At 56.1% G+C, this 14,644-nt stretch carries 16 protein-coding genes; 5 read left to right on the top strand and 11 right to left on the bottom strand.

Translation table 11 applies throughout. The features are described from left to right. Nucleotides 1-9 precede the first annotated feature (9 nt). Together D0851_RS08230 and D0851_RS08225 are read left to right on the top strand one after the other, a co-directional pair. Nucleotides 10-615: a cytochrome c oxidase subunit 3 family protein gene (locus tag D0851_RS08230; protein ID WP_117618203.1), complete on the top strand. Its 606-nt coding sequence runs from the start codon at nt 10-12 to the stop codon at nt 613-615. Between the two features lie 4 nt (nt 616-619). Continuing rightward, on the top strand, nt 620-928 hold the full coding sequence (locus D0851_RS08225) for a cytochrome C oxidase subunit IV family protein (RefSeq protein WP_117618202.1): 309 nt from the start codon (nt 620-622) through the stop codon (nt 926-928). On the opposite strand, the gene D0851_RS08220 is transcribed toward D0851_RS08225, so the two are convergent. Next, the gene (locus D0851_RS08220) at nt 912-1,172 is read right to left on the bottom strand and encodes a cytochrome C oxidase subunit IV family protein (RefSeq protein ID WP_117618201.1); all 261 of its coding nucleotides are present in this window, start codon (nt 1,170-1,172) and stop codon (nt 912-914) included. The genes D0851_RS08225 and D0851_RS08220 overlap by 17 nt on opposite strands. A 24-nt stretch (nt 1,173-1,196) precedes the next feature. Continuing rightward, the gene (locus tag D0851_RS08215) at nt 1,197-1,961 is read right to left on the bottom strand and encodes a cytochrome c oxidase subunit 3 family protein (protein WP_227539488.1); all 765 of its coding nucleotides are present in this window, start codon (nt 1,959-1,961) and stop codon (nt 1,197-1,199) included. A 555-nt stretch (nt 1,962-2,516) separates the two neighbouring features. Here D0851_RS08215 and D0851_RS08210 point away from each other — a divergent pair. After that, the gene (locus tag D0851_RS08210) at nt 2,517-4,517 is read left to right on the top strand and encodes a putative bifunctional diguanylate cyclase/phosphodiesterase (protein ID WP_117618200.1); all 2,001 of its coding nucleotides are present in this window, start codon (nt 2,517-2,519) and stop codon (nt 4,515-4,517) included. Nucleotides 4,518-4,542: 25 nt separating this feature from the next. Then, entirely contained in the window at nt 4,543-5,580 is a 1,038-nt protein-coding gene (gene selD / locus D0851_RS08205) for a selenide, water dikinase SelD (RefSeq protein WP_117618199.1), read from the top strand. Here the strand turns inward: selD and D0851_RS08200 are convergent. The 9 genes from D0851_RS08200 to D0851_RS08160 all read right to left on the bottom strand — a co-directional run bounded on the left by D0851_RS08200 (nt 5,570) and on the right by D0851_RS08160 (nt 13,100). After that, nucleotides 5,570-6,439 (bottom strand): hypothetical protein, encoded by an 870-nt coding sequence (locus tag D0851_RS08200; protein WP_117618198.1) that lies wholly within the window; start codon nt 6,437-6,439, stop codon nt 5,570-5,572. The two genes, selD and D0851_RS08200, sit on opposite strands and share 11 nt — an antisense overlap. Further along, complete coding sequence (gene serC / locus D0851_RS08195; protein WP_117618197.1) at nt 6,432-7,514, bottom strand: 3-phosphoserine/phosphohydroxythreonine transaminase; 1,083 nt, start codon at nt 7,512-7,514, stop codon at nt 6,432-6,434. Before serC ends, D0851_RS08200 begins: the two co-directional genes overlap by 8 nt. Next, nucleotides 7,514-8,020: a urate hydroxylase PuuD gene (locus D0851_RS08190; protein WP_117618196.1), complete on the bottom strand. Its 507-nt coding sequence runs from the start codon at nt 8,018-8,020 to the stop codon at nt 7,514-7,516. The genes serC and D0851_RS08190 overlap by 1 nt, the downstream gene beginning before the upstream one ends. 105 nt (nt 8,021-8,125) lie before the next feature. Next, nucleotides 8,126-9,259: a pyrroloquinoline quinone biosynthesis protein PqqE gene (gene pqqE, locus D0851_RS08185; protein WP_117618195.1), complete on the bottom strand. Its 1,134-nt coding sequence runs from the start codon at nt 9,257-9,259 to the stop codon at nt 8,126-8,128. Then, complete coding sequence (pqqD, locus tag D0851_RS08180) at nt 9,228-9,464, bottom strand: pyrroloquinoline quinone biosynthesis peptide chaperone PqqD (RefSeq protein WP_117620329.1); 237 nt, start codon at nt 9,462-9,464, stop codon at nt 9,228-9,230. The genes pqqE and pqqD overlap by 32 nt, the downstream gene beginning before the upstream one ends. A gap of 137 nt (nt 9,465-9,601) precedes the next feature. Next, on the bottom strand, nt 9,602-9,676 hold the full coding sequence (pqqA, locus tag D0851_RS21045) for a pyrroloquinoline quinone precursor peptide PqqA (RefSeq protein WP_099617646.1): 75 nt from the start codon (nt 9,674-9,676) through the stop codon (nt 9,602-9,604). 241 nt (nt 9,677-9,917) lie between these two features. Beyond that, nucleotides 9,918-10,415: a ubiquinone anaerobic biosynthesis accessory factor UbiT gene (gene ubiT / locus D0851_RS08170; protein WP_117620328.1), complete on the bottom strand. Its 498-nt coding sequence runs from the start codon at nt 10,413-10,415 to the stop codon at nt 9,918-9,920. A 151-nt stretch (nt 10,416-10,566) separates the two neighbouring features. Then, the gene (gene narL, locus D0851_RS08165) at nt 10,567-11,223 is read right to left on the bottom strand and encodes a two-component system response regulator NarL (RefSeq protein ID WP_117618194.1); all 657 of its coding nucleotides are present in this window, start codon (nt 11,221-11,223) and stop codon (nt 10,567-10,569) included. 17 nt (nt 11,224-11,240) lie between these two features. Next, nucleotides 11,241-13,100: a histidine kinase gene (locus D0851_RS08160; protein ID WP_117618193.1), complete on the bottom strand. Its 1,860-nt coding sequence runs from the start codon at nt 13,098-13,100 to the stop codon at nt 11,241-11,243. A gap of 181 nt (nt 13,101-13,281) precedes the next feature. Between D0851_RS08160 and D0851_RS08155 the strand changes: the two genes are divergently transcribed. Continuing rightward, on the top strand, nt 13,282-14,550 hold the full coding sequence (locus D0851_RS08155; RefSeq protein WP_117618192.1) for an MFS transporter: 1,269 nt from the start codon (nt 13,282-13,284) through the stop codon (nt 14,548-14,550). Nucleotides 14,551-14,644 lie beyond the last annotated feature (94 nt).

Raw genomic sequence — 14,644 nt, 5'->3', positions numbered from 1 at the left:
GTTGGCAGAATGACGACATTTGAGCTTTTCAGATCAACCGGCCCTGATGTTGCCCGGACAAAGAGCCACACGCCGGGAAGTATCGCCGTATGGATTTTCATTTATGCGGAGCTGACGGAATTCGCTTTTTTCTTTCTCGCATTTCTGGTTGCCAAGTTTTACTTTCCAGAGGAATTCCGTGAAGGCCCCATACAGCTGAACACCCTGGCTGGCTTTCTTAATACCCTTGTGTTGCTCACGAGCAGCTTTTGTGTTGCCCGGGCGGTTCAGGCAATCAAACGGGGCGCACAACGCCAGACCGTGATTTGGTTACTTTGCACGGTCGGTGCCGGCGTGACCTATTGTCTGGTCAAGGCATGGGAATACCAGTGGAATGAAGCAAGAGGCATCACAGCCCGTACCAACTATTTTTTCGCTACTTATTACTATCTGATGTTCAATCACTTCCTTCATGTTGTCATCGGCACCTGTACCATCCTCGGCACCGCTGTATTGGCCGCCCTGGGTCATTATACCGTCGACTCTCACGACGGCCTGGAAGGGGCCGCCAGCTACTGGCACATGATTGATCTGGTCTGGATTCTCATTTTTCCCTTAATCTACGTCCTGAGATAAGTTCATGCTGCAAACACCACAGAACTACGACGCAGGAAGGAAGAAGTTGGACAGGACAAATCTGGTATGGCTGGGACTGGTCGGACTGACGCTACTTAGTGTTTTGGTTGGCGAGTCCGGCCCCCCTTCTGTCATGGCAACCTTTTTCATCTGCCTGATTGTTCTTCTTAAGGGACGTTGGATCATACGGGACTTTATGGGCCTGCGGCACGCTGCGCCGCTCACTCGCTGGATTATAACGGGTTATTTCTTTGTCATGACATCACTGGTCGGAATTTTCGTGGGCTACCTGCAATTCACAGCCACACAATAACTGCACCGATGATTGCGGGAACCACTATGACATAGCTGAGCAGGAGCCGGCGCCAGACAACTGGTGCGGTATTCAGACCCATAAAAATGTCGACAATACTCCGACCCTTGATGATCACGGCCAAAACGACGAACAGGATCATCATGGCCGGGTTCTCTACCCATTCGGAGACGGCCAGCGATAGAAGTGTCAGGGAGATGAGGATCAGCCAGGAATTGGTTGCCTTGATAGTCAGTGCACTCATTCAGCCACTCCGATGAATTCAACTCTAGTGGATTACGTAAATGATGGGGAAAAGTATGATCCAGACCAGGTCAACCATGTGCCAATATGAGGCTCCGGATTCGAAACCTGAATGTTCCCCCGTTGCATAAGCGCCCTGACGGGTGCGGTGGAGCATGTAACCCAGAATTACCATACCCAGGACAACGTGCATCAGGTGGAAAAACGTTATGAAAAAATAGAGTGTGTAGAACGTATTGGTCGACAGATCGTATCCGGCCTGGATCAGTTGCGAGTACTCCGAGAATTTTGTGATCAGATAGAACGTTGCTGCCATTAGCGCCGCCGCCAGAAACAGGCTACAGCGGGATTCATTTCCCTGCCGCAACCGGATTCCCGCCAGAGCGACAAAATAGCTGCTGGTAATCAGTGCCAGTGTACATATCAGGCCAGCCACTGGATGAAGCGAGGATTTCCCAGTCCCGAACATGGCGGGATAAAGGTTTTGCATGGTCGCGAAACTGATGAAGAAGATAGCAAATACGGTTAATTCCATGAGGATAAATAACCACATCGCAAAATCGCCCGGCAGTTCTTCGCTGACCGGCTCTCTGGTGACATTCGTCAGTAAGTGCTCGTGTACCATTTTGACAACCCGGCTAAGGACCTCAAATATTTCAGTGTTACAAACCAAAAGGGCTTTTCTCGCGGATGTATAAGCATTTTGTGTGCCACTGATTAAGTTGTTGTTAATTAGCCAAAAAAACAAGAGTTTTCGTTTCTCATGCCGGTGCCGTTGTTCTTTGGACACGGTTTTCCTGGTAACTGATGTCATCGCGACACTGTTCGCCAGGACGGAGCGGTTTTTGTGTCCTTATTGCCTCGGTTTTAAAAGCCGAAGGTTGTAATCCCAGTAGTTTTCCGATCTGGCTTAATATTTGCCTTAATGTTTGCTGGAGATCTCACAACGAACATTTCCAGGCAAAGCAACGGTCCATTCGGGTGAGGAAATAACGATGGTTTGCAAAAAACCGGAGCATATTAAAGACGAGGTCTGGGATCAGCACCTGAGGTGGCTGGGTCTTGTAAGTAATGAGTGTAAATCCAACCAACTAAAGCGGGGGCGTGAAAAACGCAGAGAAGAGTCGAGAAGTCGAAATCCAGGTGACAAGAGTTGTTCTCAGTGGGTGAACGAGGCGGGAAGCTCGCCTGGAGTTGGGGCTGATCTGAACCGTTATGGTGGCCAGCGTCCGTCGGCCCGGTAACTGTTGCGCTTCTGATATACAGCAAAGCCCGGGGCATGGTTTTGAACTAAACTGTCAGTTGTTGCCCTACTTTTGCAATCGGGAGCGCGTTAAAAGTGACAATGCCCTGGCAGAGCGAGACGGATGTCTTCGAGATCTTTCCCTGGAACCGTAACTTCGAGACGGGCCTGGAGGACATTGATGAGCAGCACCGGGTGCTGGTGACTATTCTGAATCGTCTGGCGTGGCATTTTGCCTCAGACAGTTCGGATCTGGATAGTTTACACCTGCTTGATGAGCTTCTTGCCTATGCCTCCTACCATTTCAAATATGAGGAGGGTGTCTGGGCGGAAAGTCTTGGCACGTCGGAGATGGCCCGGAATCACCACGACTCACACCAGATGTTTTTTGTCCGGATCCAGATGCTTCGCCAAAGCAAAGCGCCACAAGCAGATGTCCTGGCCGAGCTGTTTGATTATCTGACTCGCTGGCTTGCCTTTCACATCCTTGAATCAGACCGGCGCATGGCCCTGACTGTAAAAGCCATGAAAGCAGGCAAACCTTTGGAGGAGGCCAGAGAGCGGGTTGATTCTGAGCTCAATGGTTCCGTATCCGTTCTTGTAACCGCATTGCTGGAGATTTACGGGAAACTCTCTGCCAGCACCATTCAACTGATGCGGGAAAAAATGATCAGGCACAAAGCTGAGGATGAGTTGCAGCGACTGCAGAGTGAGCGGTTGAACCGGGCTCTGGAGGACCAGGCAAGTGATCATCAGAGGCAGGTGGAATTCCTGGCCTACGCAGACCCCCTTACCGGTTTGTGGAACCGGAATGGTATTACCCGGTTCATACGGGAGCTGCTTGACCGTGGCGATCTGAAAAATGATTCCGCAGCGCTGGTTTCCATGGATCTTGACAACTTTCAAGAGATTAACGCGCGTTTCGGGGAAGAAACGGCCGACCGCATGCTGGGATTGCTTGCCCGGCGCTGGCTGGATGCACTACCTCCCGATGCCGCTCTCGCCCGGATCGGTGGCGATGAGTTCGCCCTGCTTCTTCCGGATGCCAGTCAGGTGGAAATCCGGCTCAGTGCTCTGCAACTGACTGCCCGCCAGCCCTTCGATCTGGGAGGCGGCTCGGCGTTGGTGTCATTTACAGCAGGGATTGTATTGTTTCCCGATAGTGAGCTTGGGCATGTCGACGAAGATGCCGACCTACTTCTACGCCAGGCAGACCACACGCTTTTCCGCGCCAAGCAGGAGCTCAAAGGAAGCTGGCTGTTCCTGGACGTTGGGGAAAAGAAAGCAGGCCGGTGCCGCCAGCGGCTTTTATCGGACATCAGGAAGGGGCTTGAATGCGGCCAGTTCAGGCTTTTATACCAGCCAAAAGTAAGTCTGAGGACCGGAGAGGTGAAAGGGGTTGAGGCGCTTATTCGCTGGCAGCATCCAGATAGCGGTTTTTTATCCCCTGGCGGTTTTTTGCCCGCGATAGAACACCATCCTTTGATGGTGGAGGTAGGTGAGTGGGTTTTATGTGAAGCATTGACGCAGATGAGTCAGTGGGACGCTCGGGGAATTCACATGAATATCAGTGTGAATGTGGCAGCAATCCAGTTGCAGGCGCCGGGGTTCGCTGACGGGCTCCGGGATATTCTGGGAAGGTTTCCCGACCTGGACCCAGCTCGCCTTGACCTGGAAATACTGGAGTCGGCGACTCTGGGTGAGCTTGATAACGTTGTGAGTATTATTGACGATTGCAGGCAACTGGGTGTCACTTTTTCACTGGATGACTTTGGGACCGGATATTCATCGCTTTCCTATCTCAAGCGGTTGCCCGTCCATGCCCTCAAGATAGACCGCGAATTCGTCAGCGGTGTGAACGATACTGAGGAGAATTATTCGATTTTGAGAGGGATCATCGGATTATCCCGGGTTTTTGGCAGAGAGTTGATTGCGGAGGGCGTGGAAACCATTGAGCAGGGTGAAATACTGCTAAGCCTGGGCTGCGAGTTTGCCCAGGGCTACGCGATATCACCACCACTGGCCCGGGAAAAACTGGCGGGCTGGCTTGCCGGCTGGAAGCCTTTTCCGCAATGGGCCGAAAGCCTGACGCTATCTCAATAGAAAACATCCACAAAAGGACCCCGCTTTGTCAACACGACTTACCGAATTCAGTCACGGAGCCGGTTGCGGCTGTAAAATTGCTCCGGATGTCCTGGACCGCATTCTTCACACCACGACCCCCGATTATCACGACCCGCGACTTCTGGTCGGCAATGCCAGCCGGGATGATGCTGCCGTCTTGGATGTCGGCAATGGCCTGGGGATTATCAGTACCACGGATTTCTTTATGCCCGTGGTGGACGATGCCTATGATTTTGGCCGGATTGCGGCTGCAAACGCCATCAGTGATGTCTATGCCATGGGCGGAAAGCCATTGATGGCAATCGCGATACTGGGCTGGCCGGTAAACCAGTTGGCGCCGGAGATCGCCGCCCGGGTGATTGAGGGCGGGCGGGCGGTATGTGCGGAGGCTGGAATTGCACTGGCCGGGGGGCACAGCATTGATTCGCCGGAACCGATCTTCGGGCTGGCCGTTACCGGTCAGGTGCCGGTGCATCGTATTGTGCGTAACGATGGCGCCCGGCCTGGCGACCTGCTGTACCTGACCAAGCCGATTGGCGTGGGAATTCTAACCAGTGCGCTGAAAAAGCATAGGATCAACGAGGCTGATCTGGCGGTCGCCGTTGAAACCATGTGCACCCTCAATAAAGTAGGTGAAGTCTTCGCTTCACTGGACGGCGTACATGCCATGACGGATGTTACCGGCTTTGGTCTTGCCGGCCATTTGCTGGAGATCTGCCGGGGTAGCGGTGTTGGCGCCACCATTAACCGAAATTCAGTGCCGCAGATGCCGAACCTTGCACGCTATATTGATTCGGACTGCATTCCTGGAGGTACCCATCGGAATGCCGCATCGTTGGGCGATGCCTTTGAGGGCCTGACAGACCTGGACAAGACGTTACTTTTCGACCCCCAGACCAGTGGTGGCCTGCTGGTCTGCGTCGCCGAACAGGACCGGGCCGACTTTGAGAAAAAGGCCAGGGAACACGGGCTGGAACTCTATCCCTTCGGCCAGTTGCATGAGCGCGCTTCAGGTGAGCCTTTGGTTCGGGTTATTGACTGAGTTTCCAGCCAATGTCAGGCCCTTCGAACACAAGCGCGTTGTGCAGTTGTACCAGATCGGCACCGGCATTGAGCCGGTCCAGATAGTTCTGGCGCGAACACACGCCGCCATTGGTCAGCAGAGCTGTATTTCCTTTGAGATGATGCTGGCAGGCCTCAATGGCCCGGCAGGTGCTCGCCTGAAGTTCAGGGTCCCGCCATTGGCGGTAATGGGCATCGGCGACGGGTTTGCCGAAGTCGAAGCTGATCAGGATGCCATCGACTTCCTGGCAGGCGAGGTAGGGAATGAGGTTGCAGGCCTCTTCATTCCCCGGCTTTACCCGGAGCTTGTAAACAACGGGGCAGGACTTTCGGGTTTGACTTTCCAGTGTCTGCTGAGCCTCCCGCAATCGGAGCAGATTGCGGTAAAGCTGGCGGAAGGGAACTGCCTGCTGAAGCCAGCCAGGAGCTATGGTCAGGTAGTCCGCCGTAAACCAGGCTCTCTCGATCAGTTGAAGGAGTTGCGCGGTTTCCTGCTCCGGTGATACAGGGGCGGTTGCCGCCAGCCGAATTCCCAGCCGGGTATTGAGTATTGCTTCGGGGTGCTGGGCGGGTAGGCTTCGGGGCCAGTTTTCCTGGGTCCAGTTGCCCAGTTCAATAGCGCCAAATCCCAGGTTGCCGGCACTTCGGCCCAGCTTTCCACATTGATCAAAACCCGCGGCAATCCCCAGGCGATTGGTAAATGACAACCCCATGCAGTTTATGGCAGTGGCGCCCTCGCTCAGGCGCTCCCGTGCAGGCGGGAGATTGCTGGCCTGGTTGCAGGCGCTCATGAAGGCCCGCTCCCGGTCACTGGCTGGTCTGGTGAGCAGATTAGCCATAACGCTGACGGAAATGGCTCATGAAAGAGGCCAGAGCTGCGACAGCGGCGTCCGGCTGGGCATTGTAGAGGCTGGCTCGAAGTCCTCCGCCGTGGCTGTGCCCCGCCAGATTCGCCAGCCCCATTGCCTCAGCCTCGCCAAGAAACCGCTGCTGTTGGCTTTCATCACGTGTGCCAAAACACACGTTCATAATGGAACGGTGCTCTGGTATTACCGGGCAGTAAAAGAAGTCGTCTTCGTCAATGATGCGATAAATTGCCTGGCTCTGGGCAATGTTGTGGGAATGAAGAGCCTCGACCCCGCCTTGCTCCTCAATCCAGTCGAGCATCAGGTGAACCAGGTAAATGGCGAACATCAGGGGCGTATTGATGCGATTCTGACGTTCAATCAGTAACTGATAATTGAACACAGTCGGGGTTTCCGGTCGTGCCTGTCCCAGCAGATCCTCGCGGATGATGGCAATAACCAGGCCGGTGGGACCCAGGTTTTTCTGGGTTCCCGCGTAAATCATGCCGTAACGTTCGATATCGACAGGGCGTGACAGGAACTCGGAGGTCATATCCGCGATCAGGGGAATATCACCACAATCCGGGTCTCCGGGGAACTGGACACCATTTGCGGTCTCGTTGGGGGTTATGTGGCAATAGTGGATACTTTCATTCAGCGCCCATTCAGAAACCGCAGGAACACGATCAAAACCAGTGCCTCGGGTGCTGGCAACCAGGTGGCTTCGGCCATACCGGCGTCCCTCCTCAAGTGCCCTTGCCGACCAGTGGCCCGTTTCCACATAGCCGGCGGTGGCCGTGGGCGGTAACAGGTTCAGCGGAACCAGTGAGAACTGCGCCGATGCGCCGCCTTGCAGAAAAGCCACCTGATAGCGGTCTGGCACTGCCAGGGCCGTCCTCACCTGGAGCCGGGTGGTGTCCATCAGGGCCTTGAATTCATCGCTGGTAAATGGCGCTTCCAGTAATGAGTAGCCCAGCCCCTGCCAATCGGCCAGGCTTGCCCGGGCCCGCGCCAGCACTTCTGGCGGCAAGGCGGCCGGCCCTGCAGCGAAGTTATATACGCGGTCCATCAGAACAGCGCCAGCCCGTGACTTCCGGCAGTCATAAAGAAAATCAGCGGGAAAGAGAGGATGGTGTTGGTTCGGGAGGATAAAAAGGTGATTCGTGAACAGCGGATCCGCTCTGTGGCCGGTGCCGGTACAAAACCCAGTACTTTCTTCTGATGGGGCCAGAGTACGAACCAGAGGTTCAGCACCATGATGACACCGATCCAGGCGCCGACTCCAATAACCGCATGGTGACCCTGGAGCATCAGTACGTCCGCAAGAATGTCGCGATTCCAGAGCATTAGGGCGCCTGACGCCAGAACCACCAGGGACGCGTACCGGAAGGTGCCATGTTCCTGGTGCATGCGTCGGGTCAGATCGGAGGATCTGGCACTCCTTTCGTCAGGATCAATACGCAAGGGAATGAACCTTGGGGTCTTGACCACATTGGCGTAGTTATGGCCAACCCAGATCAACGCAAACACGATGTGGAGCCAGCGCAGGGCGATATCCATCAACATCCAGCTCATGACAGGCCCGACCGAATCCAGGCACCCGTTACCAGATAGAGTACAACGGTCAGGGCAATGGCCGTGGCCAGAGTTCCCGCGAGCGAATCGTGAGGTAATTTCATATCACACCTCCGTTGGTACCCAGCTCACATCGCGGGCGATAAGCTTTTTGTGGTCCTGCTCTGTGCCAAGTGCCCGGATTACGGCTTCCTGGACAATGTGATGTTGGGGCGATTTGCTGCAGGCTGGGTCTGCGTTGGCAGCATCGCCGGTCAGCAGCATGGCCTGGCAGCGACAACCACCGAAATCCCGCTCTTTTTCCGGGCAGCTGCGACAGGGCTCTTTCATCCAGCTGTCCCCCCGGTAGAGGTTGAAGCTCTCGGACTCGTGCCAGATCCAACTGAGGTCATGATCGCGAACACCGGGAAAGTTGAGATCGGGCAGGGAGCGGGCTTGTTGACAGGGCAGTACCACACCGTCCGGTGCGATGGTCAGGTGAATACTGCCCCAGCCATTCATGCAGGCCTTGGGGCGGCCTTCGTAGTAGTCCGGTATAACAAAGAAAATGGTCATTTTGTCGCCGAGCTGCTTGCGGGCTTCGGCAACCTGGGCCTCTGCTGTCTCCAGCGCTTCTCGGGTGGGCATCAGTTGGTCCCGGTTCACCAGGGCCCAGTTGTAATACTGCACGTTAGCCAGTTCCAGATATTCAACGCCGATGTCGGCGGCCAGATCGATGATGTCCGGTACCTGGTGGATGTTAAGGCTGGATATCGGCATGTTAAGAACCATCGGAAAACCAAGGGCTTTGATCTCCCGGGCCATGTTGACTTTCTTTTCGTAGCAGTCGACACCCGCAAGCCAATGGGCCGTTTGTGGATCGCTCGACTGGAAACCGAGCTGGATATGGCGCAGACCGGCTTTTTTCAGGTTTTCCAGCCGCTTGCGGGTAAGGCCGATGCCGGATGTAATCAGATTGGTGTAATACCCCAGTTCGTTGGCTTCCGCCACCAGCTCTTCCAGATCCTTGCGGAGAGTGGGTTCGCCACCGGAGAAACCAATCTGCATGGCTCCCATCTTGCGGGCATCCTGAATCACGGTTTTCCATTCGGCGGTGGTCAGCTCATCCTGATGGTCATCGAGATCGGTCGGGTTGCTGCAAAATGCGCATTTGAGAGGGCACTTGTAGGTCAGTTCCAGAAGCAGCCACACGGGGTTGCCCTGGCCATCAAGATTGAGGTTGGATCCAGCCTTTGCCATGGCACACCTCCAGAAACTGGTGAACGCGGGGTTCGATGAATTCAGGTTGTTCGGAGAACAGTTTGGACAGTTGATGAACAATGTCGTCGACTGTGTTCGTTCCGTTACAGCGGGTCAGGATTTCGCCGGCCGTGGTGTTCAGCTTGACGATGCCTTCGGGGTACATCAGAACGTAGGCTTGCTGGGACTCTTCCCACCGGAACATGAATACCGGGGCGATGCGGAATCTGGACCGGCTGTTGTGATTGTTTGAATCAGCCACGGGTGCCTCACTGATGAAATGGTGCACATTCGGAAGCTGTTCCCGCAGCAGAGATTACTTACGGGAACAGAGTGGGACAGTTAGCGAACGTAAACGTAGGCTGTTACTTCAAAGCCCAATCTCAGGTCTTTGAAATCCGGGTCGGTCCACTTCATGGCAATCTCCAGTATATGTAATGAATGTTTATGGCCAGTGGTTTTTCTGGCTGCATTCACTTTAGGCTCCACGAAACAGATGGATAAATGGTACCTTTGGCCTAATTACCTGGCGCTTTGGTATTAATTATCCGGCTTCCTGGCGAAACAGCCAGGCGAGCCCGGAAAGCGTTAGTTCGGCCAGTTGTTATAGGTGTATTATTATTGATTGTTATCAAGAGAGGGCGGTGGCATTGCAGGGCTATTGTTGACTGAACAGAAACCGACGGATGGTGAAATTCCACTCCAGACTATCCAGCAGGTTTTTTAGCGCCAGCCCAAGCTCGGTGTCTCCTTCGATTATCAGGCGTCGCTGGAAAAACAGCTGGTCAGGATCTTGCCGACGCTCCGCCAGGGTTTTGAAGGCGGCTAATGAGCCCCGGATCGTCGCCTCGCCCGGACCATCGATCACTCGCAGACGGCCGGCCCAGAAGCCAATGGTGATGCCCGGTTGCCCGCCGCTCACTTCCAGCCGGATACGATGGCCTTCGAAGTCTTCAAATTCTCCGTCATTGATCGCTTGAGCAAACAGCCGATTGAGGGGCGCCTCGGCCGCCAACTGTTTGAGGGGCACCGGGATTCCGCGATCAATAGCGCCAAGCACCGGCGCGGGGGAGGGCAGGTATTCCCGGAGTACTGTCAGGGTCTGGTCAAGCAGTGGCAAGTGTGAGGGGAATGATGGCAACCTGGGCAGCAGCATGATCAGCTCCATGTTTGGTGACTGGAGCAGGGTAGATGAAAACCGGAGCCGGGACTTTGATATAACTCAGAAGTGCCTGGGATCAGATGAAAATGGGGTCAGATGAACTTTCATCTGACCCCATTTTCATCTGACCCCGGTGGAATGCCCCTCAGCGGTGCAGGCCTTCCTCTACCGCCCACACGGCAACTTCCACCCGTGAGCGCAGGTTCAGTTTTTTCAGCAGGTGCTTCACATGGACCTTGACGGTACCATCACTGATGTCCAGCTTGCGACCGATCATCTTGTTGGACAGGCCTTCGGCGATCAGGCGGAGAATGTCCTTTTCCCGGGGGGTCAGGCTGTCGAAATCCGGGCGCGATGCCTGTTGGGGTTTGTTGGAGCGCAAGGCCTCGGCTAACAGCGTAGTCAGGCGGTCACTGATAACCATCTTGCCGACGGCCGCCTGGTGAAGCTGGGCGATCATGTCTTCAGGCTCCATGTCCTTGAGAAGGTAGCCGTCCGCGCCGGCCCGCAGTGCCGCCACCACGTCGTCTTCCTGGTCCGAGACGGTAAACATCACAATACGGGAACTGATGTTCTGCTCACGCAGTTTTTTCAGGGCTTCAATGCCGTCCATTTCCGGCATGTTCAGGTCCATCAGAATCAGGTCCGGCTCCAGTTCAGTGGCCAGTCGAATGCCGTCGGCGGCATTGCTGGCCTCTCCGGCAACGACCATGTCGTCTTCCATTTCGATGAGCTGTTTGATGCCCTGGCGAAGAAGGGGGTGGTCGTCGATCAGCAGAATACTAGCGGGTGATTCAGACATCGGGTTCTCTCTTGTAATCAGGCGTTTGAAGCTTCTGTGGGAATCAGGTTCCGGCTTTTGGGCACAAATAATAGCGTGACTTCCACGCCGCCTTCATCCCGGTTTTGTACCTTGACCTGGCCACCCAGGGTTCTGGCGCGGTCCTGCATGATGATCAGTCCATAGTGATTGACCGGCTGGTCGCCGCCGGGCAAGCCCTTGCCATTGTCCCGGATTTGTACCCGGACCTGGGGGGATTCGAACAGCACATCGACGCTGATGTCGGTGGCATCTGCGTGTTTGACCGCATTGGCCAGGCTTTCCCGGACAATCTGCAGGGTGTGGATTTCCTCGTTCGGTGACAGGGTCTGGGGTGGCAGGTTGTATTGCAACTCCACCGGCTTGCCCAGCCGCACCGAAAATTCCTCGACGGTCTTTCGCAGTGCCGTGGCCAGGTCCGGCGTGTCCAGCTTCAGTCGGAAGGTGGCCAGCAACTCCCGCAGCTGGCGGTAGGCGCTGTTCAGGCCGGTGCTGAGTTCATCCAGAATGGCTTCGTGAACCGATTGCTGCTCGCCGTCGATGTTGAGGCGCCTCAGCCGGGCAACCTGCATTTTCAGGTAGGAGAGTGACTGGGCCAGGGAATCGTGCAGTTCCCGGGCGATCACGGTGCGCTCCTCAGCCAGGGTCTGTTGCTGTTCCTCGGTAATCTGCCGCTCCAGGATAATGGCGGTGGCCAGTTGGTCGCTGAGGGTTTCCAGAAGCCGGCGGGCGGTTTTCGAGAGGCCTTCGTCGGCGGGGTACCAGACTTCCAGGGTGCCAAGCAGCTGGCCGGGGGTGCGTATCGGCAGCAGCAGCCGGCGCCCGTCGTTGTTTTCCAGGGGAAGTTCGTCATACACCTCAGGCGTGACCAGGCAGGCGTTGCAATGGTGGTCGTTGCAATAGAAGGGCCGCTCCTGGCTGGCCGTGGTGACAGCCTCCACCGGCTCCGAGGATTCCCTGTCATGGAGGTACAGGCGGATGGGCCCGATGCCGAGAAGCTGTTCCAGCTCCTGTAGCATGGGGATGGAGCCATGGCATAAATCGTGGTTGGCAAACAGGTCCCGGCTTGCTGAGTGGAGCAACTGCAGTGCCGCGTGGCTTTTTTCCAGTTCCTCGGTTTTCAGGCGGGCTCTTTCTTCCAGTTCGTAGTAGGTCAGCGCCAGCTCGCTGGTCATCTGGTCAAATGCCTGCCCGAGCTGGGCGAGTTCATCGGAGCCCCTCATATTGGTCTTCCTGGAGAAATCCTGGTCGCCCACGGCGATGGCTACACTGACCAGTTTGCGAAGTGGCCGGAGAATGCGGTTCTTGAGATCGATAAACAGCGCGACAATAATCAGGACGGAAAAGGCCAGGCTGATGATCTGGATCAGATGCAACAGATCGATCCGGGCTTCGGTGCGCTGTTCCAGCATGCTCACCAGCCGATCCACATCGTCAACGTACTTTTCGGTTGCAGTCAGCATGACACCCGTTACCGGGGTGCCCTGGGGGTGATCGTTCAGCGCGGGCCGCAGCACCTCTTCCCACGAATCCAGAATAGCCTGGTACTGGCTGGCCAGAGGGTGGTCCCGGGCCCCCGGAATGGTCCTGGTGATACCTGTGTCGGCCAGTTTTTCCCGGTAACGGTCAAGCATCTGCCCCATTGAGCCCGGTCCGGATTCCGCCGTTACCGGGCCGGCGCTTCGGGCGAGCAACTGGAAAGCCCCCATGCGAAGGGCGCCGGCCAGGTTAATGGCAGTGGCATTGCCCTCAATGCTCTTGGACACGGCAAGTGTGGTGGCCATGCTCACCAGCGCGGTCAGCACCACGGCGCCGACGACAAGGGCAATTCGGTTAACAAGTGGGCTTCTGGATTTCATGAGATCTCGCGCATCGGTGCGTCTGGCACGCCGGGGCGGATTATGCCCGGGCTTTGTGGTCCCTCATACCTCCTTGAGGATAGTCAATTACCCCAATAGTTGGTAACCCATCATAATCTTTGACCCTCCAGGGATCAAAGGATGAAACTGAAAGTCAGGTTTGTTTCACAGAGTGACATTAATGGAGTCAGAGGCGGATCGAGCAGATGACCGGCTGGCGTCACTGGCCGTCGTGCTGCCCTTGGCGGTGGCAGGCTTTGTCATTGCTGCCGGAAGCTGGACCCTGTTTGCGGTAGCTGGCGTGCACCTGCGCTCAGAGCTGAACCTCGGCAATCTCCAGTTCGGCTTCTTGCTGGCAATGCCTATGGCGGTCAGTGCCGCGTTGGCCATTCCTGCCGGGCTGGCAGCGCAGAAATTCGGCGCCCGCCGGATCATGTTGATCTGCCTGTCCGGGCTGGCCGCCTGCATGGCGATACTTCTGATCACCGATACCTTCCCGGGTTACCTCATCGCCGCTGGTGGGCTTGGGCTGGCCGGGGGCTATTACAGTGCCGGGTTGCAGTTCGTGACGCGCCATTGCGAGTCCTCGCGCCTCGGCCTGGTGCTGGGTGTGTTCGGCGCAGGCGTTATCGGTGCCGGCTTCAATTACTATCTGGTGCCGCTGGTCCATGAGGCTTTTTCCTGGCACGCGGTTCCACTGGCTTATCTTGTCGTGCTTGTCCTGGTTCTTGCGCTGCTGATCATGCTGACCGATCCGGAAGATGCGGCGGCGGACTCCGCCGCTGAAACATCTGTCAGGGTATTGTTGCAAAGAATGAGGCGAAAGCGGGCCGGACAACTGTGTGGCTACTTTGGCATTGTGGCTGGCAGCTTCTTTGCGCTGGCTCTCTGGTTGCCGGACTACCTGTCTGGCCAGTTTGAGCTGCCGGTGGACTCTGGCGCACGGCTGGCACAGTGGTTCGTTATTCCGGGTGCCCTGGCCCAGATTGCCGGGGGCGGGTTATCAGACCGGTTCGGCAGCGCCAGGGTTGTCAGCCGGGCGCTGGTGGTCTGTCTCATCGCATTGTTTGTGCTGTCGTACCCACCCATGACGCTGTTTATCCAGGGCGTCGACGCCACAATCCTGGTGAAATTCGCTCTGCCCATGCGGGTCGAGGGCGTGTTTGTGGTAACCCTGGGGCTGGCCATGGGTTGCACCATGGGCAGCCTGCAGAGGCTGGTTATTGTTGAAAATCGCACGGTGGCGGCATTTGTTGCCGGTTTGTTGCTGGTGAGCGCCTACTCCGTGGCCTTTGGCCTGCTGGTGATATTCAGTGGTGTTAACCACTGGCTGGGCATTCGCAGCGCCGTTTTCATGATTCTCTTCCTCCTGCTTGCCGGCTGCCTGTTCCTGTTTGCCCGTGAGAGCCGCCGGCACGAGCGTGAGAGCTTTCTCCACCGGGGGATATAAACCACCTACCACCAGGGTGGTAGAGGCGGGTTATGTGGTAGTAACCACGCAGATTTTGCGGTTTTTCTCACACACAATGGTCTCAAATCGGAGC

This window comes from Marinobacter sp. Arc7-DN-1, assembly GCF_003441595.1.
GTDB classification, from domain to species: Bacteria; Pseudomonadota; Gammaproteobacteria; order Pseudomonadales; family Oleiphilaceae; genus Marinobacter; species Marinobacter metalliresistant.
This window is presented reverse-complemented; position numbering and strand designations above follow the sequence as displayed.